Here is a 22530-nt window from a genome sequence, read left to right on the forward strand (position 1 = left end):
GGACGGGAACGGGGACGGGAACGGGGACGGGGACGAGACTTGGGACAGGACCCGCGTTCGGGCCACGTCGATCGTTCCCAGGCCGCCGCCGACACGCATGCGCCGGACGTTTGTTCCCCCACGATCGGGGGATGCGCTTGCTGCAACGGGCTCACCGGGGCAGAGGCCGGTGCAGAGGCCGAGGCCGGTGCAGAGGCCGGTGCCGGTGCAGAGGCCGGTGCCGGTGCACGTGGTGCAGGTGGTGCAGGTGGTGCACGTGGTGCAGGTGGCTCAGCCCTCGCCGCTCACGCCCCCTCGGGCCCGGTTCCCGCCTCACCCCTCCCCGCTCACGCCCCTCCGCTGCTGCTCCCGCTCCTGCTCCCTGCGTTCCCTGACCGCCAGGCGGCGCTTCTCCTCCTGCTCCCACAGGGCCTGGAACTCCCGTCCCCGCTCGTCGAGTTCGGGCGGGTCGGGGTCGGGGTCGTCCTCGTCCTGCCACAGCCCCTGCTCCTTGAGCTGCTGCGCGTGCACCTCGACCGGAGGCTCCGGGTCGAAGTCGCTGGGGCGCGGGCCCTCGGGGCCGTCGGGGCCGACCCGGACCAGCCGCTCGACCCGCGTGATGCGGTACCGGCTACCGTCCACGCTCAGGCTGTTGCCGCGCTTCTCGTCCAGGCGGTCCGCCGCCTCCGCGTACACCGCACGCTCCTCCTCCGAGAGGCGCAGGCTGAACGGGCCCATGACCCGCAGCCAGCCGGCCAGGCTGTCCCGGGCGCCCTGGGGTGTGGTCGCCGCCCCGCCCGGGTCGAGCGCCCGCCACTTCCCGTCGGCCCGCTCCGACACCATGAACACGGCGGGCAGCAGCACACCTCCGGGGTACCGCTCGGCGGCCCGCACCGCGTCCTCGCGCGCCTCGGCGCCGGCTTCGGGGAGCGTGCCGATGAACCGTACGAGATCCAGCTTCAGGAGGCCGTCGGAGAGGCCGGTGGTGGTGTACGGGTCGACGACCAACCTCTTGGTCCTGGACGTCACCCGGTACGCCTCGCCGGGCTCGCCCGGGTCCGGGTCGGAGGGGCGGGGCGGCTCGGGTCCGCTGCCGCCCATCCGGATGAAACGGGAGGCGCGGACGATCCGGAAGCGCTCGCCCCGTACCCGGATCTCGTCGACGACCTCACGGTCCATCCGCAGCGCCGCCGCCATCCACGCCTTCTGCGCCTTCGCGTCCCCGGCGTCCTCGGCCCCCTTGGCCCGGCGGCGGAACCGCGAGCCCAGGGAGTCCCGGGAGCCCTGGGGGGTGTCGGTGCTGTACTCGGACAGCTCCCAGCCGCCGGTCTCGCACTCGCGCGCATGGAAGAACTCGGCGATGCCCACGCCCTTCAGGTCCGGGTACCGCTCCCGCGCCTGCCACGCCTCCTGGTCGGCGAAGGCGGCGATGGGTCCTGGCTGCGGCGCGACCCGGAAGGTGAGATAGCCGGGCACACTGTCTTCGTAACCGCTCATGTACTGACTGTGCATCAACTCGCCGTTCCGCACGGGCGAATTGACCGATCACGGGAGGTACGGGAGGTACGGGAGGTACGGGAGGTACGGGAGGTACGAGAGGTACGGGAGGGACCGCATGCGAGGTCTCGGCCGGTTGTCGCACCATCTGTCGGCCCAGTGAAGCCCGTCACGCGCAGACGGGGCCACGACGAAAAACCGATGCCCCGCACAGGCGGAGCTTATGGAGTGGCCGGGCCCACCGGGTGGCGATCGGATGGACCCGGCCTGCTTCCCGCTTCCCGCTTCCTGCTTCCCGCTTCCTGCTTCCCGCTCCCTCAGAGGCGGCGCAGCCAGGTGGCGATTCCATGGCCGAGGGCGAGGTAAATCAGCGCCGGCAGACCGTAGTTGAGGAGAACGCGAAGCCCTTCGACGTCCATCGTGAATATGTCCTGCGCCCACCAGCCGAACCATTCGGCCGCGCCCTGCACGAATTCGACGAAGGGATTCGCACGATTGGCGTCGAGCAGGTACAGCACGATCCACAGACCCAGAATTGCCGCCGCGACATCGCCGACCGACTGGACGAGTAGGGCCGCGCGCCGCTGCCCGGAACCGTCACGGGGACGCTCGCGGCGGGCGGGACGGTAGGCCGGCTGCGGGGCTTGAGCCGGGGCGGGGGCAGGGGCGGGGTACGGACCGTGGCCGGGGGTGGGGCCGGGTGCGTGACCGTACGGGCCGGGTGCGTGACCGTACGGGTCGGGGCCGTTGTACGGCTGCCGGGGCAGGGGTTCGGTGTCACTCACGGGGATACCAATCCGGCGCATTCACGCCTCGGATACAGAAAAGAGCCACAGGGAGGCTGATGTCCGGAAGGCGAAGGCGACCGCCGTGGCCCGGTTGCGGGGCGCACCCGCATGCCCCTCTGCGCCGCATCACGGTTCCCGCGTTACACACGCTCCGTGATCTTCCCGGCCTCGGGGAAACGGCAGGGCACACCCCGTACGCCCCTCAGTCGCGAAACGCGCACAACCGGGGCCGCCACCCCCCACAGGAGAAGACCCCGGTTGCGCCGAGTGCGGCCGCTATGCGTTCAAAGCCGCATTCTGTTCAGCGGCACACGGAATTGGAGCGTTACACCCCCCGGGCGAAACCTCACCCGGTGAAGATCCGGCGAAGACGGGCGGGGCACCACCACGAGGGGAGGGACGCCACCGCGAGGGGAGGGGCGCCACCGGGAGCTGGGACCTCATCGGGAGCTGGGACTTCACCGGCCGACGCCACCAAGGTCACCCCGCCGCTACCCGGCACATACAGGGCGGTCACAACCGAAGTGGCGCAATACCCCCTGGGCGCTCACCGAGAGCGCCCGCTTCCATGGTCTGCACGGTGCGTGGCTGACCGGCGCCACGGCCGTACGGGGGAGGGGGATCAACGTGCGCACATCCGCTCGCGATGCTGCGCGCACGCATCTCTGCCTGCCTGCCGAGGCGGAGCGTCGCACTCCGCCCGGTCGCCCCGCCTCTACCGCCACCGGCCCGTACACCGTGTGCGGTGTGCGGTGTGCGGTGAGCGGATTCCCACGGCGCTCGCATGTCTCGCAGGGGACGCTCCCGGGCGCCTTCCGCCGAGAGGAGACAGGCAAGTGGCAGTAGTGAGAAGACTTCTGGGTTCGGCTGCGGGAGCGGCGGTGCTGCTCGGCTCGGGCCTGGTGGCACCGGCGCAGGCTGCCGGTACACCGACCGGCAGCATGGACGGCGCGACGGCGGAGGCGGTGCGCATCGCCGAGCGGATCGACGAGGCTTTCCCGGACACCGGGCAGGACCCCGCCCGCGCCCGAGCTCGGCCCGGGCAGGGTCTGGTGGCCGACGGCCACCGTCTGCGCATCGACCTGCCCGACACCAGCCGCGACACCCTGACGCTGGCCCGAACCGACACGGACACGGACACGGACACGGGCGCAGGCACAGGCACACGCACAGGCACAGTCGACCGCACCCCGTTGACGCTGGGCCTGCCGAAGGGCGCGGCGCAACGCCCCGCTCAGCCGACGAAGGACGGCACGGTCGCCTACCCCGACGCGCTGCCTCACACCGACCTCGCCGTGCAGCCGCTGCAGCGCAGCGCCCGGGTGCAGGCCGTACTGAAGGACGCGGCGGCCCCCACCGAGCTCACCTACCCCGTGGACGTACCGGAGGGAGGCCGGCTCAGCCAAGGCGAGGACGGCAGTGTCGCCGTCCTGGACGCACGCGGAAATCCGGTGGGCGGCATCGACGCCCCGACGGCCAGAGACGCCGACGGAAAGGCCGTGCCCGCCTCGTACCGCATCGAGGGGCACAGCGTGGTGCAGACCGTCCGGCACGACACGGCCGCGCACCCCGTGGTGACGGATGCCCAGGCGAGCGCCGGCGCGATTCTCTCGGCACGCTGGGAGGTACGCGGAGACGGACCGTCCTTCTACGTGTGGACGGCCGACTGGTTCCGCCACAACCAGCTGATCCGCCCCAACACGGGCACGGTCGGCGCCTGGGCAGAAGTGCTCGTTGAGTACGGGCACCTCATCCCCCACAACCGCGGCGGCCTGTACGACCAGTTCGCATGCCACCACCAGTTCGCCCAGGGCAACCCTGTCTGGCACCTGGAGGACTGGCGCCAGGACGGCTCCTACCTCTGGACGGTCTGGCACGAGTGCAACCCGCCCCGCGCCTGACGAACAGCAACAGAAACCCCAGGCCAGAACCCATCTGACCTGGGGTTTCACGGAGCCCCCTGTCGGATTCGAACCGACGACCTACGCATTACAAGGGCCTGCAAGATCGTGACTGCGTCGCCGGAGCCGAAGCGCCCATGTACGCCTGTGGGCCCTGCGTTCAAGAGCTCCAGGAACGCGTTCGGCAATCAATCCTCCTGGAGGACCAGCCTGCTGACACCACTCATCCTGGCCAGACCGCCGGGTCCGACTCGCCTGCTGGACGGCGCGCTGACAGGAATCGGGCTCAGAGCAGGTTCCTGCGCCGCTGAGGTCCCGCACTGGTGCCGGAACCGCCCCACGTAGGCAAGAACGCCGCCGAGGCCACCGCCAAGCTGATCCCCCTCCAGCGCAGGGCCGAGGAAGAGAAGGCGGCCCGCAAGCTAGCGAAGGCCGCCAAGAAGTCCAAGGCAAATCGGCGCGGGAAGGGCAAGAACAGCAAGCGCGAGAAGGCCAAGAAGTAGTTCCCGGCCTCCTCGGATCACCCAAGCCATCCACACCACCTCGGCTGCACGCCCCGATCGCCCAATATCAGAAAGCTCCGGTTCAAAGGGCATCTGACCTGCGGTTGGAACCCTTCGGGGCGCCCCATGCGTCCCCTCTTGCTGCAAGGATGCAGAGCACATACGTCTTGAGGGGGAACTGTATGGCTGAGTTGCGTGACGGCGAGCGGGGTTATGCCGCCGATCCCGGCGCGATCAAGAAGGCCGGAGGCGATGCGCTCGAAATCCGGCAGGCCCTGCTGGCCGCGGCGGAGCCGACTTGCACCGCGACGCGTCGAGCGGCAGGGGGCGTGGACGGCTGGCAGAGCGAGGAGCAGCTGAAGAGCACCGCGCGGCTGTGGGACGACCAGAACAACGCCCTCGCCGAGAGGATCGGACGCACCGGCGGGAACCTGCAGTACAACAGCCAGAACTACCTGGCGGCGGAAGCGGTCAACACGTCCGGCATGCAGGGTGGTGACAACCCGTGGGGATGACGGTCGCCCAACTGGAAGGGGCCGACGCCGACCTGGTGCTCAAGGCGGCGGAAGCCTGGGAGGAACAGGTTCGGAAGCTCAAGGGCCTGGCCACTCGCTATCGGACCGAGGTCAAGGAAGTCCTTGAGAAGAGCGGCTGGTCGGGCCCCGCGTACGAGGCGGCTCGCAGCAACTGGGTAGCGGAACTCACCCAGCTGGAGTTCGCGCAGGAAGAGGCCGACGCCATTCGGCTGGCCCTTGAGATGGCCGTGGCCGACATCCGCACCGCACAGCAGCACCTTCGCGCCGGCCTGAAGAAGGCCCGCGAGAACGGCGCCGAGGTCGCGCCGGACGGAAGCCTCGACCTGCCGCCGGCGTTGATCCACGACCCCGACTCCCGCAGCGGCCCCCTCCGGGACAACCTGACCGAGGCGCACACCCAGATTCAGGACGCGCTGCGGATGGGCGACAAGGCCGACGAACGGATCGCCTGGGACCTCAAGGACGACGGTGGCACGCGCCGGGACGCGTTCAACGACGTCGTCCACATGGGGCGCCGCAAGAGCCCCAAGGAAATCCTCCGCGAATACCAAGTCACCGACGACCCACGTGGAGTGACGGACTACTTCGGTGAGCAGATCACGCAGGGGGAGGCGAACCTGCTCAGCGACCTGAGCCTCACCGACAAGAGCGACTTCAAGGACATCAAGGAGCGTGCCTGGGCCGAGTGCCAGGCACGTTTCCCCGAGGACAACAACGACGGCCATATGGACGCCTTCAGACACGCGTACTGGAACGCGCTGATGACCAAGCGGTTCGGCCCCGAGTGGGCCGAGCAGTACGGAACCGCTCACGAGCGCCTGCCGGGAAATCCGAAGGACCGGGAGGCCATGGACCTCTACAACAACGAGGTCGGGCGCCGCATAGCCATGAACAACCCCAACGACACACCGGCCCAGTTGGCTGCGAAGATCCAGTCGGCGGTGCAGCTCGGAACGACCGTGGTGATGGACCGCGACGGGAACCTCGTGGCCAGCGACAAGGTGGAGATCGGGGAGCACGGGCACACCAACAAGGTGCCGGGCGCCCGCGACGAGGGCAGAGACCCGGGCGACCCGGGTCCGGGGAGTTAGGGCATGGGGGCGGGCATGCAGGGCGTCCGCAAGGCGTGGCTGGTCACAGTGCCGGTACTTGCCTTGGGGCTGGGTGGCGCCTGGTATCTGCTCATCAGAGAGACGCCGCTGCCCAGTACTACGGACAAAGCCCTCCAAGCGAAGCTGGACGAGGCGGTACGGACACCGGAGGCAGTGCCACTGTCCGGCATGACCGGGTTCGACTGGGACCGAGTGCAAGTCTTCGCGTACGGGACCGACAGCGGTGACATCTCCGACGCGGTCGGGGACCCGATCGAGTGGTCGGTCTCCGCGACGTCGTACTCAGGCCCTTCGCTCTGGGTGTTCACCGAGAACGGCGAGGCGGTGCGCGCCGTGCAACTCGACGCGAACGTTCCGAAGGGCGGGCCGAGTTGGCCACACGGGGTCCAGGTGTCCGGTGGTCCGGACGCGAACATCGTGACGCTGAAGCCGGCTGCACGCGCCGGCGCTGGGTCGGCGTAAGCCCGCACACGAAAGGTTAGCGTCTGCCGGGCCTGGGGCGTATTGGCCTGGATCAAGGAGCGGCTCGCGCGAGGTGCTTGATCCAGACCACCGAGGCACTCCGCAATCCCGGAGGCGCCCCCCCGCTACTCCCTCACGCATCGCTCACGCAAGCCGTCCCCCAGCGTCCCGGCCGTACAGCACATCGCACCCCGAGCGACAGAAAACCCCAGGTCAGACACGCCCTGACCTGGGGTTGACCGGAGCCCCCTGTCGGATTCGAACGGACCTACGCATTACAAGCGATCAAGCATCAAGATCCTTGATCAAGGCTCTACCTGCGGTTTTCCCGCCTCAGTGTCGGATCCGTGCGCCTGACCTGCTCTTATCCCGTCCCTTCCTGTCCCGTCGCATCCCGCACCGTGAAGACCGCTCTCGGGCGGTCCGGCCAAACGGCGGCCAAACGAAGGCCCTCTGGCCGAACGCGGGCCGAACAGTTCGGTCTGGGCGAGGGCTGTCGCGCCCGCGAAAGGGGCCGCTTCTCGGTGTCGCAGGTGACGCGGCCGACGGCGAACTCCGGGCCTGCTCAGTGCCGTTCAGGCACACATCCCTTCCCTGCTCCCTTCCAGGGCTCGGCAGCAGTGGGTGCGGGCAGGGCGTGCGGCCGCTACAGACAAAGAGCTTCCCCACGGCAATGGGTATCGGAGTACCCTGAGATACCGGAGGTGGTTCAGGCATGACAGCGCAGACGGCGGGTGCGAAGACTCGGACTTCGGCCCCACTGAAGGTGGATCTCGACACGGACCAGTTGATCACTCAGGGGGCGCACTTCCTGGGGGTGACGAAGAAAGAACTGGTAGCGGACGCGGTGCGCATGTACGTGGAGCACCGGCGCGAGGAGATCCGGCAGGGTATGGCCGATTCGATGCGAGTCCTGGACGGCACCACGAAGGCGCGCGTCGCGCTGCTGACAGGGATCTCCGCCGAAGACATCGACCGGCTCGGCGGCATCGACGAGGAGAGGTAGCACGCTCCGTGGACCACACCCGTCCCACGCTGCGCTGCCTGAAAGAGGATCTGCGCTTACCAGTGCCGCCCGTCACCACACCGCTCGATGAGATCGACCATCCCGTACTGAACAAGGCGCAGGAGCAGTTCGCCGGCGATGCGGGCAGGCAGCACGAGCGGATCCGTGCCGTCGACGACCAGGTTTTGTTCAAGGTCAAGGTGCAGCGTTGGCGGGGCGCGGTCTGGAGGTCCGAGCCCTGTCCATGGCTGGTTGCGGCGGGTACGCGCGAAGACGGGTCGGCCGACGATTTCTATGCGGCCCTGGCCCATGACGCGAAGGCGTCCCGCAGCGCCTACAACGCGCAGCACTCTCGCCCGCTGACCACCCAGACGTACGTCGGCAACCTGCTGCCGGACCGGGACGACCACTTGCGCTACCGGCTGGAGGAAGGCGCCCGGTTCGTCCGCCGCCTTGAGAGCGTCATCCCCGGGCTCGCCCGCGCCTCACTCATCGACGGCGCAGAGCACACCGTCGCATACGACACCTTCACCCTGGGCGTCCAGATCCGCGCACAGGAGGAACACGAGGCGTACGTCGCGGTACGGATCACCGGCTCCGTCCCCGGCGATCTCGTCCGCATCGTCCTTGACATCGTCCCCGGCTGCGAGCGCGGAGGCTGGTTCCCCGAATCACGCCTCCCCGACCGGGACCTGCTCCCCGCCGAGCAGGCGTGGTCGAACCTGATGGACCCGGCCACGGCCGGGAAGCTCCTCGCAGACTGAACGGGAGCCCCCAGCGGTCTGACATCGCATCAGGCCGCTGGAAGAAACCCGAGCTCAGGACGTGGAAGCGAGCCTGATCACTGCCATCGCGGCCAAACATCGACCAAACATGCCCTCACGACGGCCCTCCATGAGCGTCCATGGTGGTTCCCGGGACGTCACGGCAAGAAGAAACCCCAGGTCAGAAGCTGTTTCAACCTGGGGTTCAAGTGAGCCCCCTGTCGGATTCGAACCGACGACCTACGCATTACAAGTGCGTTGCTCTGGCCATCTGAGCTAAGGAGGCGCAGCCGCGGTCGAACAGGTGGTGCGGCGGTTTCCACACTTTACACAGGCGCCGTGCCCCCGGGCCACGGACAATCCCGCCCCGGGTCCGGCGCCTGCCGGTCGTCCGTGGCAAGGCGTCCGAGGTGCGCGAGTTCCCGTACGTACGACCTGCTGACACCGGCCGGTCCGCCGGGTACTGTCGCAGCCAGTCCGGCCCCGGCCGGTCTACACCACTGCAACACCCTGCATGACCGATGCATGACCGATGTATGACCTATGCATGCCGATGTATGACCTATGCATGCCGATGTATGACCTATGCGTCATCAACGCATGACGGTGCATGACCGATGCATCACCACTGCACCGCAACGATGCGGCGCAGCCACCACCTTTACTCGGATCGTCCGGCACGTTCCTGCCGGTGAAGGGGGCTTCACAGCCATGGCTTCTGTCACGTTCGACAAGGCGACACGCATCTACCCGGGCGGCGACAAGCCCGCGGTGGACGGACTGGAGATCGAGATCGAGGACGGCGAGTTCCTCGTCCTCGTCGGTCCCTCCGGCTGCGGAAAGTCGACCTCCCTGCGCATGCTCGCGGGGCTTGAGGACGTCAACGGCGGTGCGATCCGCATCGGCGACCGCGACGTCACGCACCTGCCGCCCAAGGACCGGGACATCGCCATGGTGTTCCAGAACTACGCGCTCTACCCGCACATGACGGTCGCCGACAACATGGGCTTCGCGCTCAAGATCGCGGGCGTCCCGAAGGCGGAGATCCGGCAGAAGGTCGAGGACGCGGCGAAGATCCTCGACCTCACCGAGTACCTGGGCCGCAAGCCCAAGGCGCTCTCCGGCGGTCAGCGCCAGCGCGTCGCGATGGGCCGCGCGATCGTCCGTGAGCCGCAGGTCTTCCTCATGGACGAGCCGCTGTCCAACCTCGACGCCAAGCTGCGCGTCTCGACCCGTACGCAGATCGCCTCGCTCCAGCGCCGCCTCGGCATCACCACGGTGTACGTCACGCACGACCAGGTCGAGGCCATGACGATGGGCGATCGCGTGGCCGTGCTGAAGGACGGGCTGCTGCAGCAGGTGGACTCGCCGCGCAACATGTACGACCGTCCGGCCAACCTCTTCGTCGCCGGGTTCATCGGGTCCCCCGCCATGAACCTCGTCGAGGTCCCGATCACCGACGGCGGCGTGAAGTTCGGCAACTCCGTGGTCCCGGTGAACCGCGAGGCCCTCACCGCCGCCGCCGACAAGGGCGACCGCACCGTCACCGTCGGCGTCCGCCCCGAGCACTTCGACGTGGTGGAGCAGAACGGCACCACCGCCAAGTCGCTGTCCAAGGACTCCGAGGGCGCCCCCGCCGGCCTCGCCATCACGGTGAACGTCGTCGAGGAACTCGGCGCCGACGGCTACGTCTACGGCACCGCCGACATCGGCGGCGAGCCCAAGGACCTCGTGGTCCGCGTCAGCGGCCGCGCCGTCCCGGAGAAGGGCTCCCAGCTGCACGTCGTGCCCCGTCCCGGCGAGACCCACGTCTTCGCCACGTCCAGCGGGGAACGCCTCAGCGACTGAGTCCCGTCAGCCTTCGGGGCGCAGACCCGCAGACCCGCAGACCCCAACTCGCCCCGCAGACCCCAACTCGCCCCGGTGGCCCCGCACTTCGGTGCGGGGCCACCGGGGCACTTCGGTGCGGGGCCACCGTCGCGCCCGCACGGGAACAGCCGCAGCCGCACCCGCACCCGCACCCGCACCCGCGCTGGAACAGCCGCACCCGCACGGGACCAGCGGCCACCGAGTCGACAAATACCCCGCCACAACGCCCATTTCGGATCTCGTACGTCAACACGCTATTCGAAATATTCCCTCGAACCGTCGCCCGTTCCGGTGACCAAATGTCTCCAAATCATCACTGACCGCTACGCTCACACGCGTGAACCAAAGCGCCCGCCGAATCGGCCGAACCCTCGCTCTTGTCCTCCCCGTCGTCCTCGTCCTGTCCGGGACGCTCGCGGTCACCCGGGTCAACTGGTCGGGTGGCTCGCAGTCGGTGCTCGCCGCGTCGTCCGAGGACGTCTCGACGCCCGCCAAGACCCGCGCCCCGCGGGAAGCCCTGCGCGACCGGCTCCTGCTCGAACTGCAGGAGAAGAACCCGGGAGTCGCCCTCACCACACTCCAGCAGGAGGTCGACGCCCGCCCGTCCCTCGCCAAGCACTGCGCCTGGATCGCCCGCGCCCTCGGCCGCGCCGCGGTCCGCCAGTACGGCCCCAGCCGCGCCCAGTCCTACGCCCGCCCGGTCTGCGACACCGCCTTCGCGACGGGCGTGGCCCAGTCGGTCTGACCCGGCCGCGGAAGTCACCCTGGGGTCCGGCCACGGAAGACACCTCCGGACAGGCCCTAGGGTGCGGTCATGACCGACCCGCACTCCTCCCCCGTACAGGCCGTGATCCTCGCCGGAGGCCAAGGCTCCCGGTTGCGCCCGTACACCGACGACCGACCGAAGCCGATGGTCGAGATCCCCGGAACCGGGGTCCCGATCATCGGCCATCAGCTTTCCTGGCTCGCCGCCGAAGGCGTCACCGACGCCGTCATCTCCTGCGGGCACCTCGCGGGCGTCCTCCAGGAGTGGCTGGCGAAGGCCGAACTGCCCCTGCGGGTCACGACGGTGGTCGAGGAGGAGCCGCTGGGCCGCGGCGGCGGACTGAAGTACGCGGCCGCGCGCCTGCCGCACCCGGACGGCAGCTGGTACGCGACGAACGGCGACATCTGGACCCGCTTCCCGCTGCGCGAGATGGCCGCCTTCCACACCGGCCGGGACGCCATCGCCACCCTCGCCCTGGCCCGGCCCCGGCTCCCCTGGGGCGCCGTCGAGACCGACGGCTTCGGCCACATCACGGACTTCATCGAGTCCCCGCCCGTCCCGTACGAGATCAACGCGGGCGTGTACGTCTTCTCCCCCGAGTTCGCCGCACTCCTCCCCGACCGCGGCGACCACGAACGCACCACGTTCCCCCGCCTCGCCCGCCGGCGCCGACTGGCCGGCTATCCGCTGCCGCAGGGCGCGTACTGGCGCGCCATCGACACGGCGAAGGACCTCACGGAGGCGGCGAAGGAGCTGGCCGCACAGAGGGGTTGAGGGCAAGGCGAGAGGGTTGACGCCCACGAAAGTACGGGCCGGACCCCGCGCGAGCACGGGCCGGACCCCGCGCAAGCACAGGCCGGACCCCGCGCACATCCCTGAGCGCCAGGCCCGGCCCGTACCGTCTGCGGCGGCTAGCCGAGCAATCCCCCGACCAGCCCCGGCTCCTCACTCCCCGAGCCGCCGCTCCCCGTACCCCCGCTGGACGTGGGCCCGCTGCTCGTGGACGGCGGGGCCGACTCCTGGGGCGGCGGCTGCTGACCCGTGCCGGCGGTCTCGCTCGGCCGGCTGTCGGCCGAGCCGGACTCGCCGGCCGTACCGGGCGTGGACGCGGGCGCCGACGGCGGCGTCGACGTGTTGCCCTGCGTCGGAGCGCCGGTCGACGCGGACGGCGTCTGCCGCTCGGTGCGCCGCTCCTTCGGCTCGGTCGGCAGCGGCGACCCCGGCTGCTCGTTGCGCGGCGCCTCACCGGGCCCGGGGGCGGTCACCCGGTCCGCGTCCCGCACCGCGCCGCCGAGCAACGAGCCGACGAGCAGCGTGAGTCCGACGATCACGGTGCCGACCAGGAACCCGCGCCGCAGCACCCGGCGGCGCAGCTCCCACAGCTCCGCGCGCGGCCCGAGCCGCCGCCAGGCCTCGCCGGCGAGCCAGCCGTCCACGGAGTACACCGGCGCACCCGCGATGATCAGCGGGCTCCACGCGGCGAGGTAGATGATGTCCGGCGCGTCGTACACCGGCACCGACTTCCAGCTGACCGTGACGAGCAGCGCGGCCGAGAGCAGCCCGCCGACCACCGCCGCCGCCCGCTGCCAGAGCCCGAGCACGGTCAGCACGCCGACGATGACCTGCAGGAACGCGATGACGAGCCCCGCGCCGACCGGGTGCGCGAGCGCCCAGTCCCGCATCGGCTCGGCGAGCTCCCAAGGGTGCAGCGAATTCAGCCACTTGACCATGGAGCCGCGCTCGCCGCCGTCGAAGTAGACGGGGTCGCAGAGCTTGCCCATGCCCGCGTAGATGGAGATGAAGCCGAGGAAGATGCGCAGCGGAAGCAGCACCACACCGAGGTTCAACCGCCGCCCCGGGTAGTACGCGTGGCGCACGGAGTCGTTGCCGTGCCTGCGCGGCGACCGCTCCCCGGCCTCCTCGTACGCCGACTCCTTGCGCGCCAACTCCTCGTACGCGTAAGCCGCTTCGGCCTCTTCGTCGTACACGCTGCCCGAGGACTGCACGCGGGGCAGGATCCGGGTGTCGCTGTCGTCGGGCTCGCGCGGGCCGATGACGTGCGGCGGCGGGGCGGCCTCGGTGACGCGCGGGATGACCTGCGTGGCGGCGCCGGCGGGATCGGCAGCTCCGGCAGTACCGGCAGTGCCGTCAGTGCCGACAAGGGAGGCGTCGTGCTGCACGCCGGTGGTGCGCACCGCCTGCAGCAGGCCGCCGGCGCCCGGGTCGCCGGGCACGGACTTCCCGCTCCATACGACGGGGGCGCGCCGGCGCGCGGCTGCGGCGCCCGCTCCGGCGGGTACGCCCGTGGCGAGCCCGGCGAGCGCCAACTGCCGTGCGATACGCGGGGACTGGGTCTGCTGAGCCGTGGGGAGCTGCACGCGGAAGCTCGCGTGATTGACGATGACCTGCGCCGGGTCGCACGGCACCTTCACCATGCTCAGCGCGGGTCCGTCGTCGAATCCCGACGGGCCTCCCCCTGCGGGTGTGCGGGGTGTTCTGGTGTCCACACTCATCTAACCGAGTGATGTGTGCTTAGGACACTGCCTTGACCGCCCCGATCTGTCCGGGCCCCGTCAAGGCCCGGCCCCCGCACCCCGCTCGGCGGATCAACTCCTGCGCCGCGCCGCCTCGTAGAGCACCACACCGGCGGCGACACCGGCGTTCAGCGACTCGGCGCCGCCCGGCATCGGGATCTTCACCCTGAAGTCGCAGGTCTCGCCCACGAGTCGGGACAGGCCCTTGCCCTCGCTGCCGACCACGATCACCACCGGGCCGTCCAGCGCCTCCAGTTCACCGACCTCGTGCTCACCGTCGGCGGCGAGACCCACGACGACGAGCCCGTCCTTCTTGTACGCCTCCAGGGCGCGCGTCAGGTTGGTCGCGCGCGCCACCGGCGTACGCGCCGCGGTGCCCGCCGAGGTCTTCCACGCCCCGGCGGTCATACCGGCCGCGCGCCGCTCCGGCACGACCACGCCGTGCCCGCCGAACGCGGAGACGGAACGGACGACGGCGCCGAGGTTGCGCGGGTCGGTCACGCCGTCGAGGGCGACGATCAGCGGGTCCTCGCCGTCGTCGAACGCGGCGTGCGCCAGGTCCTCGGGGTGCGCGTACTCGTACGGCGGGACCTGCAGGACGAGGCCCTGGTGGTTGAGGCCGTTGGTCATGCGGTCGAGCTCGGCGCGCGGCGCCTCCATCAGGTTGATGCCGCCGCGCTCGGCGACGAGCTGCAGCGCCTCGCGGACCCGCTCGTCGTTGTCGATGTACTGCAGGACGTACAGCGTGGACGCGGGCACGCCCTCGCGCAGCGCCTCCACGACCGGGTTGCGGCCGACGACCAGCTCGGACGTGCCCTTGCCGCCGCGGCGCGCGACGGGCCGCCGGGCTGCCTGCTTGGCCTTGGCGTTGGCGATGCGGTTCTTCTTGTGCTTCTTGCGCATCTCGGCGGGCGGGGTCGGGCCCTTGCCCTCAAGGCCGCGGCGCCGCTGGCCACCGCTGCCGACCGTCGCACCCTTCTTGTTGCTGGTGCGGCGGTTCCTGCGCTGGCTGTTCCCGGCCATGACCTACCTGTTTCCTGAAGCTCTCGCGTGCGTACGTACGTATAAGTGAGTGTGCCGCCCGGCGGACCGGGCGGCCAGTCCCGGGCGGGCCCGGCGGGCTCAGCGGGGGCCGAGGCTCCAGCGCGGTCCGTCGGGGCTGTCCTCGATGACCAGACCGGACTGCCCGAGCTGGTCCCGGATGGCGTCGGCGGTCGCCCAGTCCTTGCGGGCCCGCGCCGACTCGCGCTGTTCGAGCACCAGGCGTACGAGGGAATCCACGACACCGTGCAGATCGTCACTGCGGTCCGCCTCGCCGGCCCAGTGCTCGTCGAGCGGGTCGAGGCCGAGCACGCCGAGCATCGCGCGTACCTCGGCGACGCGCTCGACGGCGGCCTCCTTGTCGTCCGCGGCGAGCGCCGAGTTGCCCTGCCGGACGGCCGTGTGGACGATCGCGAGGGCCTGCGGCACCCCGAGGTCGTCGTCCATGGCCTCGGCGAACGCGGGCGGCACCTCCGGCGCGGGCTCCACCGGCCCGGCCTTTTCCACGACCCGCTGCACGAACCCCTCGATCCGCGCGAACGCCGACTCGGCCTCGCGCAGCGCCTCCTCGCTGTACTCGATCATCGAGCGGTAGTGCGGGGTGCCGAGGTAGTAGCGCAGGACGATGGGCCGCCACTGCTTGACCATCTCGCTGACGAGCACCGAGTTGCCGAGGGACTTCGACATCTTGTCCCCGGCCATGGTCACCCAGGCGTTGTGCACCCAGTAGCGCGCGAACTCGTCTCCGTACGCCTTGGCCTGCGCGATCTCGTTCTCGTGGTGCGGGAAGATCAGGTCGAGCCCGCCGCCGTGGATGTCGAAGGCGGCGCCCAGGTACTTGTGGGCCATCGCCGAGCACTCCAGGTGCCAGCCCGGACGGCCCCGGCCCCACGGCGTCTCCCAGCTCGGCTCCCCCGGCTTCGCCGCCTTCCACATGGCGAAGTCCCGCGGGTCCCGCTTGCCGGTCTCGCCCTCGCCGGAGGGCTGCCGCAGATCGTCCAGGTCCTGGTTGGACAGCTCCAGATAGTTCTCGTACGACCGCACATCGAAGTAGACGTTGCCGTCCGCCTCGTAGGCGTGGCCGCGCTCGATCAGGCCGCGCATCATCTCGACCATCTCGGTCACGTGCCCGGTGGCGCGCGGCTCGTAGGTGGGCGGGAGGCAGCCGAGTGCGGCGTAGCCGTCGTTGAAGGCGCGCTCGTTCTCGTACCCGATCGACCACCAGGGCCTGCCCTGCTCGGCGGCCTTCTTGATGATCTTGTCGTCGATGTCCGTGACGTTGCGGATGAACGTCACGTCATAGCCGCGGTACGCGAACCACCGGCGCATGATGTCGAAGTTCAGCCCCGACCTGATGTGCCCGATGTGCGGGGCGGCCTGCACGGTGGCGCCACACAGGTAGATCGAGACACAGCCCGGCGTGAGCGGGGTGAAATCGCGAATCTGCCGGGCGCTGGTGTCGTACAGGCGAATAGTCACGCATCAAGGGTAGTGGGCCGGAAGGAGTGCCCCGCGACCCTTGCGGGGGCGCGGGACCACTTTGTGACGCGGGACGACGCTCGACGTGACGCGGCACGACCGTCTACGTGACGTGGCACGACCGTCTACGTGACGCGGCACGACCCTCGACGGTCAGATCCGGCCGACGACCTTCCGCGGGGTGACCCGGACGACGACCCGCTCGGCGTCCTCGGCGGAGCGCGGGTTGAACTCGGCGTAGGGCTTGCCGGTGTACTTCAGGGACAGCTCGTCGATGAGCTCCTGCCCGCCCTCGGTGGTCATGGCGGCGCTGCCGCGGATCTCCGCGTACGAGTACGGGGCGTCGACGGGCTGCACGACGATGCTGACCCGCGGATCGCGCCGCAGGTTCTGCTGCTTGCGGCGGTCGACGGTGGTCGAGAACAGCACGTCGTCCCCGTCCCGCTTCACCCAGACCGGGGAGAGCTGCGGACTGCCGTCGGGCTGGATCGTGCCGACGGTGATGAACACGGGGGTGTCGAGCAGGGTCTTGAGGGCGTCGGAGAGCTGAGCGGACATCTGACCTCCAGGTGCGGGCTTGCGCGGGGCGGGGAGCCCACCCCGCGCAGGCACCGTACCGAGCGGAAGGTGCTCAGACGCGGACGACGAGCGCCGTGGCGATCGCCGCGAGTCCCTCGCCGCGCCCGGTCAGGCCGAGCCCGTCCGTGGTCGTCCCGGACACCGACACCGGCGCCCCGACCGCCTCGGACAGCACCTTGCACGCCTCGTCCCGCCGCTTGCCGACCTTCGGCCGTACGCCGATGACCTGCACGGAGACGTTGCCGATCGCGAACCCGGCGGCCCGCACGATGCGCGCGGCCTCGGTGAGCAGGCTGACGCCGGAGGCGCCGGCCCACTCGGGGCGCGAGGTGCCGAAGTGCGCTCCGAGGTCGCCGACGCCTGCGGCGGAGAACAGCGCGTCGCAGGCGGCGTGCGCGGCGACGTCGCCGTCGGAGTGGCCCGCGAGCCCGTAGCCGCCGCTGGCCGTCTCGTCCCAGAGCAGCCCGGCGCACCACAGTTCGCGGCCCTGCTCGAAGGCGTGCACATCGGTGCCGACGCCGATCAGCGGCAGGTTCGTCAGCGGATCAGAAGCCATCGTTCTTCCTCCTGCGCGCGAGGACCGCCTCGGCCAGGACCAGGTCGAGCGGCCTGGTCACCTTGAACGCCTCTTCGTGTCCGGGTACGACGACCACGGGCAGGCCGAGCTGCTCGACCATCCCGGCGTCGTCGGTGGCGCCCTCGCCGTTCAGGTCGACGGCCTCGTGGGCGCGTACGAGCACGTCCCGGTCGAAGCCCTGCGGCGTCTGCACGGCGCGGAGCCTGGCCCGTACGGGCGTGGCGACGACGGGTTCGGGGGCGCCGCGCTCGGCGGCCGGCTCGACCTCCTTGACGGTGTCGGCGAGCGGCAGGGCGGGGACGACCGCGGGGGCTCCGGCGGCGACGGTCTCCACGACGGCGTCCACCGTGTCGACCGGCACGAGCGGGCGGGCCGCGTCGTGCACGAGCACGGTGGTGACGTCCGGCGGCAGCGCGTCGATGCCGGCGCGGACGGACTCCTGCCGGGTGCCGCCGCCGGGCACGACGAGGAAGTCGGTCCTCTCCGGCAGCGAGTGGTCGGCGAGCAGCGACTTGACCTCGGCGGCGCCGTCCGGGGGCGCGACCACGACGACCAGGGAGACGGCGCGGGACGCGGCCATCGCCCGGACGGCGTGGATCAGCATGGGCGTGCCGCCCAGGGTGCGGAGCGCCTTGGGGGCGCCCGGTCCGAGCCGCACGCCCCGGCCGGCCGCGGGGATCACGGCGGCGGTACGGGCGGGCCTGGGCTCGTTCGGGGAGTTCGGGGAGTTCGGGGAGTCCAGGGAACTCGGGGAGTTCGGCGAGCTCGGGGAGTTCAGGGATGACTGGGATTCGTCTGACATCTGGTCCGCGTTCAGGGTTTGTGTCCTCGGGCGACGTGGGTATGGCCTCAGCGAACGCCCCCGGCCGACAGGTCGAGGGCCAGGCGCGCAGCTCTTGACCGTGACCCTTTCCGTGACATCCGGTCGAGGCTGGGCGCCAGTTCACGCCAGTACCAGTACGGACAGCTTGTACTGGCAGCTTGCACTGGGCAGCTTTGCGGGTCCGAACATGCCGCAGTGCCCGGCGACGCAGCCTGTCTGGTGGTCAGTCAGGGCTGGTCAGCGGGCACTGCGGCATGGTGTTACCAGTACTGCGTCAGGACGCGAGGACTTCGTCGAGCAGAGCCTCGGCCTTGTCTTCGTTGGTGTTCTCCGCGAGGGCGAGCTCGCTCACCAGGATCTGCCGCGCCTTGGCGAGCATGCGCTTCTCACCGGCGGACAGTCCGCGCTCCCGCTCACGACGCCACAGGTCACGCACCACTTCAGCGACCTTGATGACATCGCCGGAGGCGAGCTTCTCCAGATTTGCCTTGTAGCGCCTGGACCAGTTCGTGGGCTCCTCGGCGTACGGCGCGCGCAGCACCTCGAAGACCCGGTCGAGCCCGTCCTGACCGACAACGTCGCGTACGCCGACGAACTCCGCATTGTCCGCTGGCACACGAACCGTCAGATCGCCCTGAGCGACCTTCAGCACCAAGTAGGTCTTGTCCACGCCTTTGATCTGGCGAGTTTCGATGGCCTCGATCAGCGCGGCCCCGTGATGGGGATAGACCACGGTGTCGCCAACCTTGAACGTCATGTGACAGGTACCCCTTCCGTGGCTATCCATCCTAACACGAGAACTGCCTCTTCTGAATGGCGTTTTCGCAGGTCAGGGCGCATCTCGGGGCTTGACAACGGTGCCAGGAACGTGCTGCGCGGGCTTTCCGGAGCCGGGTATTCGCAGGTCGGAGCGGCTGTCCGGGGAACCTGAAACACCGCTGCCACAGATGCCCGCGACCCCTCTCGGGAGGTCGAACGTCCCGGTTTGCACACGTCAAAGAGAGCTGGTTCCGCTACTCCGTTCGGTGCCATGAGAGCCGTTCGAGACAAGTGTGAACGACCGTGGCGGGAATCCGGAATTGATCACATGAAGCGTGAAGATCAATTCCTGTGGGTGTCTCGCATTCCTTACCTGAAATACACGGAGCGGTCGACACGATGGATATGTGAATCCCGGACCACAGTGATTCGGCCACATCACGGCACGGGTCGGCACGGCTCGGCTCGGCACGGCTCGGCACGGCTCGGCACGGCTCGGCTCGGCACGGAGTCAGTGCCCCACGGAGTCGGGCGGACCGGGGCCGGGCGGACCGGCCGGGCGACGAAGGGGCGGGTCGGGTGCGGCGCTCCGACAGGGGCTCGGTACCCTGAGCGCGCTGTCAGACCGCTACGGACGGCCACAACGGCCGACCGTTCCGCCCACGTTCAAGGAGTTGCCGCCGCCGTGAGCCGCAGCCTTCGACGCGGCACCATCGCCGCCACCGCCCTCGGGTTCTCCATCGCCACCCTCGCCGGGTGCGCTGCGGGCACCAACGCCCAGACGCTCGGTGTGAAGCCGGACCACGCCGCGACCTCGGTCGGCGACATCAAGATCCAGAACGCGCTGGTGATCACCCAGCCCGACGTGAAGTCCACGGGTCCCGCGGTGGTCGCCGCGACGGTGTTCAACGAGGGCACCGAGGCCCAGACCCTGGAGTCCATCAAGGTTGCGGGCCTGGACGCGGCGGCCCAGCTCAAGCCCGCCAAGGGCGGCAAGCTCACCATCCCGGCCGGCGGCTCCCTGGTGATCGGCGGCGCGGGCAACGCCAGCGCCTCCCTGCCAAGCGGCAGCGAGGCCGTCCAGGACGGCGACGCCCACCCGGTCACGTTCTCCTTCAGCGAGACCGGCGACGTCAAGATCAACCCGTTCGTCGTACCGGCGACCAGCTACTTCAAGAAGTGGGGCCCGAGCGAGGTCCCGGCGGCCCCGGACGCCAAGCCGACCGGCGGCGCGACCCCGTCGCAGGGTGCCTCGGGCAAGCCGACCGAGGGTGTCGCCTCGGGCGAGCCCAACCCGAACGGCACCGCGTCCGAGGGCGCCGCGGACCACGAGGCCGCCGGCCACTGACACCCGCTGACACCCGCATACAGGCCACGCACATACGGAAGGGGCCGCACCGCCAGGCTTCGGCGGTGCGGCCCCTTCGTACGTACGCACGTACATACGCGGCCTACGGCTCGAACTTGTACCCCAGGCCGCGGACCGTCACCAGGTAGCGCGGGGCGCCCGGGTCCGGCTCGATCTTGGCGCGCAGGCGCTTCACGTGGACGTCGAGGGTCTTGGTGTCGCCCACGTAGTCGGCGCCCCAGACGCGGTCGATGAGCTGCATCCGGGTCAGGACGCGGCCCGCGTTGCGCAGCAGCATCTCCAGAAGGTCGAACTCCTTGAGCGGCAGGTCGACCTTGGAGCCGGAGACCGTGACGACGTGGCGGTCCACGTCCATCCGGACCGGGCCCGCCTCCAGGGCCGCCGGGGTGACCTCCTCGGGCTCGCCGCGGCGGCGCAGGACGGCGCGGATACGGGCGACCAGCTCGCGGGACGAGAAGGGCTTGGTGACGTAGTCATCGGCTCCTATTTCGAGACCGACGACCTTGTCGATCTCGCTGTCCTTGGCCGTCACCATGATCACGGGGACGTTGGAGCGGCCGCGCAGCTGGCGGCAGACCTCGGTGCCGGGCAGGCCGGGCAGCATCAGGTCGAGCAGGACCAGGTCGGCGCCGTTGCGCTCGAACTCGTCGAGCCCGTCGGGGCCGGTGGCCGCGATGGCGACTTCGAAGCCCTCCTTGCGGAGCATGTACGAAAGAGCGTCGCTGAAGGATTCCTCGTCCTCGACGACGAGCACTCGGGTCACGGAAGGACCTCCGGGGCAGGGATCGGCTCGCGGGTCTCGCGAGAGTCACGGTGGTGCTGAGCGGTGTGGGTGTCGTTCTCGGCGTGCGGGGGTGCGTCGGGGTCCTCACCGTCGAGGTCGTCGCGTTCCGCGGTGGACTGTGGGCCGCGGTCGCGGGCCGAGCCCGCCTCCGGCAGCCGCAGGGTGAAGGTGGAGCCCTGTCCCTCCGAGCTCCACACGGTGACCTCCCCGCCGTGCGAGGCGGCCACGTGCTTGACGATGGCGAGGCCGAGGCCGGTGCCGCCGGTCGCCCGGGAGCGGGCCGGGTCGACGCGGTAGAAGCGCTCGAAGATGCGCTCCTTGTCCTTGTCGGAGATGCCGATGCCCTGGTCGGTCACGGCGATCTCGATGAGGTCGCCGCCGGGGGCGTTCACGCGGCGCGCGGCAATGCCCACGCGCGTGCGGGCCGGACTGTAGTTGACGGCGTTCTCGACGAGGTTGCCGAGCGCGGCGGCGAGCTGGCCGCGGTTGCCCCAGAGGTGCAGGTCGGCGGTGCCTCCCGCGGCCATGGTGATCTGCTTCGTACCGGCCTGGTGGCGGCAGCGGTCGATGGCCTCGGTGACGAGTTCGTCGACGCGGACCGGCTCGGCGTCCTCAAGCGGGTCGTCGTTCTGCACGCGCGAGAGGTCGATGAGTTCCTGGACCAGGTTGGTCAGGCGGGTGGCCTCCGTCTGCATGCGGCCGGCGAACCGCTCCACGGCCTCCGGGTCGTCGGCCGCGTCCATGACCGCCTCGGAGAGCAGGCTCAGGGCGCCGACGGGGGTCTTCAGCTCATGGCTCACGTTGGCGACGAAGTCGCGCCGTACCGCCTCGATGCGGCGGGCTTCGGTGAGGTCCTCGACGAGCAGCAGCACGAGCCGGGAGCCGAGCGGGGCGACGCGGGCGGAGACCGCGAGGGCATCGCCGCGTCCGGTGCCGCGGCGCGGCAGGTCCAGCTCGACCTGGCGTATCTCGCCGTCGCGGCGGGTGTCGCGGGCCATCTGCAGCATCGGCTCGACGGCGAGCTTCCCGCCGCGTACGAGCCCGAGGGCGTACGCGGCGGAGCTGGCCTTGACGACGGCGTCGGCCTCGTCGAGCACCACCGCGGAGGAGCGCAGCACGGACAGGACCGTGTCCACGCCGGGCGGGAGGACGGCGTCGGTGTGCAGGGAGGTGCGGGTGGGGCGTTTCTGGTCGCGCTCGCTCCAGCGGAACGCCAGCATGGCGATCACGCCGGTGCACACCCCGGCGATCGCTGCCGCTGCGGCGACCGCCGCGTTCACGTCCATGTCTTCAGGTTATGCACGGGCCGGGGCCCGGCCACACCGGTCGAGGTGTCATCTCGAACACTCGTCGCCGAGAGTTCACCGGCGATACGGGGCTGGTTCATTTGGGTGGCGCGGCC

The 22530-nt window shown here is 70.3% G+C and carries 22 protein-coding genes and 1 tRNA gene; 11 read left to right on the forward strand and 12 right to left on the reverse strand.

Going from position 1 to position 22530, the window contains the following annotated elements; genetic code table 11:
• Window positions 1–312: 312 nt before the first annotated feature.
• Window positions 313–1476, reverse strand: a complete 1164-nt coding sequence (locus QIS99_RS18840; RefSeq protein WP_282514699.1) for a DUF5954 family protein — start codon at window positions 1474–1476, stop codon at window positions 313–315.
• A 317-nt stretch (window positions 1477–1793) separates the two neighbouring features.
• Window positions 1794–2261 carry a hypothetical protein gene (locus QIS99_RS32350; RefSeq protein WP_408909586.1) on the reverse strand — a complete coding sequence of 156 codons (468 nt, stop codon included), beginning with the start codon at window positions 2259–2261 and terminating at the stop codon, window positions 1794–1796.
• A gap of 839 nt (window positions 2262–3100) precedes the next feature.
• On the opposite strand from QIS99_RS32350, the gene QIS99_RS18850 reads away from it, so the two are divergent.
• The 7 genes from QIS99_RS18850 (at window position 3101) to QIS99_RS18880 (ending at window position 8548) form a co-directional block, all read left to right on the forward strand.
• Window positions 3101–4165 carry a DUF2599 domain-containing protein gene (locus QIS99_RS18850; protein ID WP_282514700.1) on the forward strand — a complete coding sequence of 355 codons (1065 nt, stop codon included), beginning with the start codon at window positions 3101–3103 and terminating at the stop codon, window positions 4163–4165.
• Between the two features lie 323 nt (window positions 4166–4488).
• Complete coding sequence (locus tag QIS99_RS18855) at window positions 4489–4668, forward strand: hypothetical protein (RefSeq protein WP_282514701.1); 180 nt, start codon at window positions 4489–4491, stop codon at window positions 4666–4668.
• Between the two features lie 182 nt (window positions 4669–4850).
• A complete protein-coding gene (locus QIS99_RS18860; RefSeq protein ID WP_282514702.1) occupies window positions 4851–5183 on the forward strand; it encodes a hypothetical protein in 333 nt (110 codons plus the stop codon).
• Window positions 5180–6295 (forward strand): DUF6973 domain-containing protein, encoded by a 1116-nt coding sequence (locus QIS99_RS18865; RefSeq protein WP_282514703.1) that lies wholly within the window; start codon window positions 5180–5182, stop codon window positions 6293–6295. The genes QIS99_RS18860 and QIS99_RS18865 overlap by 4 nt, the downstream gene beginning before the upstream one ends.
• Window positions 6296–6298: 3 nt before the next feature.
• A complete protein-coding gene (locus QIS99_RS18870) occupies window positions 6299–6778 on the forward strand; it encodes a hypothetical protein (protein WP_282514704.1) in 480 nt (159 codons plus the stop codon).
• Between the two features lie 715 nt (window positions 6779–7493).
• Window positions 7494–7784, forward strand: coding sequence for a hypothetical protein (locus tag QIS99_RS18875; RefSeq protein ID WP_282514705.1), 291 nt, complete (start codon window positions 7494–7496; stop codon window positions 7782–7784).
• A gap of 8 nt (window positions 7785–7792) precedes the next feature.
• Window positions 7793–8548: a hypothetical protein gene (locus tag QIS99_RS18880; protein ID WP_282514706.1), complete on the forward strand. Its 756-nt coding sequence runs from the start codon at window positions 7793–7795 to the stop codon at window positions 8546–8548.
• Window positions 8549–8760: 212 nt separating this feature from the next.
• On the opposite strand, the gene QIS99_RS18885 is transcribed toward QIS99_RS18880, so the two are convergent.
• Window positions 8761–8834, reverse strand: a tRNA-Thr gene (locus tag QIS99_RS18885).
• 425 nt (window positions 8835–9259) lie between these two features.
• On the opposite strand from QIS99_RS18885, the gene QIS99_RS18890 reads away from it, so the two are divergent.
• From QIS99_RS18890 to QIS99_RS18900, 3 genes are all read left to right on the forward strand, one after another.
• Window positions 9260–10396 carry an ABC transporter ATP-binding protein gene (locus QIS99_RS18890; protein WP_282514707.1) on the forward strand — a complete coding sequence of 379 codons (1137 nt, stop codon included), beginning with the start codon at window positions 9260–9262 and terminating at the stop codon, window positions 10394–10396.
• A 358-nt stretch (window positions 10397–10754) separates the two neighbouring features.
• Window positions 10755–11162, forward strand: coding sequence for a hypothetical protein (locus tag QIS99_RS18895; RefSeq protein WP_282514708.1), 408 nt, complete (start codon window positions 10755–10757; stop codon window positions 11160–11162).
• A 69-nt stretch (window positions 11163–11231) separates the two neighbouring features.
• The gene (locus tag QIS99_RS18900) at window positions 11232–11957 is read left to right on the forward strand and encodes a nucleotidyltransferase family protein (protein WP_282514709.1); all 726 of its coding nucleotides are present in this window, start codon (window positions 11232–11234) and stop codon (window positions 11955–11957) included.
• Between the two features lie 137 nt (window positions 11958–12094).
• Here the strand turns inward: QIS99_RS18900 and QIS99_RS18905 are convergent, their stop codons facing one another.
• The 7 genes from QIS99_RS18905 to QIS99_RS18935 all read right to left on the reverse strand — a co-directional run bounded on the left by QIS99_RS18905 (window position 12095) and on the right by QIS99_RS18935 (window position 18973).
• Complete coding sequence (locus tag QIS99_RS18905) at window positions 12095–13696, reverse strand: DoxX family protein (RefSeq protein ID WP_282514710.1); 1602 nt, start codon at window positions 13694–13696, stop codon at window positions 12095–12097.
• Between the two features lie 93 nt (window positions 13697–13789).
• Window positions 13790–14740 carry a 23S rRNA (guanosine(2251)-2'-O)-methyltransferase RlmB gene (rlmB, locus tag QIS99_RS18910; protein ID WP_282514711.1) on the reverse strand — a complete coding sequence of 317 codons (951 nt, stop codon included), beginning with the start codon at window positions 14738–14740 and terminating at the stop codon, window positions 13790–13792.
• 99 nt (window positions 14741–14839) lie between these two features.
• Window positions 14840–16237, reverse strand: coding sequence for a cysteine--tRNA ligase (gene cysS, locus QIS99_RS18915; RefSeq protein WP_282514712.1), 1398 nt, complete (start codon window positions 16235–16237; stop codon window positions 14840–14842).
• 153 nt (window positions 16238–16390) lie between these two features.
• Complete coding sequence (locus QIS99_RS18920; RefSeq protein WP_282514713.1) at window positions 16391–16795, reverse strand: PPOX class F420-dependent oxidoreductase; 405 nt, start codon at window positions 16793–16795, stop codon at window positions 16391–16393.
• 73 nt (window positions 16796–16868) lie between these two features.
• A complete protein-coding gene (gene ispF, locus QIS99_RS18925; RefSeq protein WP_282514714.1) occupies window positions 16869–17372 on the reverse strand; it encodes a 2-C-methyl-D-erythritol 2,4-cyclodiphosphate synthase in 504 nt (167 codons plus the stop codon).
• Entirely contained in the window at window positions 17362–18195 is an 834-nt protein-coding gene (ispD, locus tag QIS99_RS18930) for a 2-C-methyl-D-erythritol 4-phosphate cytidylyltransferase (protein ID WP_282514715.1), read from the reverse strand. The genes ispF and ispD overlap by 11 nt, the downstream gene beginning before the upstream one ends.
• Before the next feature lie 295 nt (window positions 18196–18490).
• Window positions 18491–18973: a CarD family transcriptional regulator gene (locus QIS99_RS18935; protein WP_003953493.1), complete on the reverse strand. Its 483-nt coding sequence runs from the start codon at window positions 18971–18973 to the stop codon at window positions 18491–18493.
• Between the two features lie 687 nt (window positions 18974–19660).
• Between QIS99_RS18935 and QIS99_RS18940 the strand changes: the two genes are divergently transcribed.
• A complete protein-coding gene (locus QIS99_RS18940; protein WP_282514716.1) occupies window positions 19661–20323 on the forward strand; it encodes a DUF461 domain-containing protein in 663 nt (220 codons plus the stop codon).
• A 103-nt stretch (window positions 20324–20426) separates the two neighbouring features.
• Here the strand turns inward: QIS99_RS18940 and QIS99_RS18945 are convergent, their stop codons facing one another.
• Window positions 20427–21107 (reverse strand): response regulator transcription factor, encoded by a 681-nt coding sequence (locus QIS99_RS18945; protein WP_007382946.1) that lies wholly within the window; start codon window positions 21105–21107, stop codon window positions 20427–20429.
• The gene (locus QIS99_RS18950; RefSeq protein ID WP_282514717.1) at window positions 21104–22414 is read right to left on the reverse strand and encodes a sensor histidine kinase; all 1311 of its coding nucleotides are present in this window, start codon (window positions 22412–22414) and stop codon (window positions 21104–21106) included. The genes QIS99_RS18945 and QIS99_RS18950 overlap by 4 nt, the downstream gene beginning before the upstream one ends.
• Window positions 22415–22530 lie beyond the last annotated feature (116 nt).

Origin of the sequence: Streptomyces solicavernae, from assembly GCF_029968095.1 — a bacterium.
Classification (GTDB): Bacteria; Actinomycetota; Actinomycetes; order Streptomycetales; family Streptomycetaceae; genus Streptomyces; species Streptomyces solicavernae.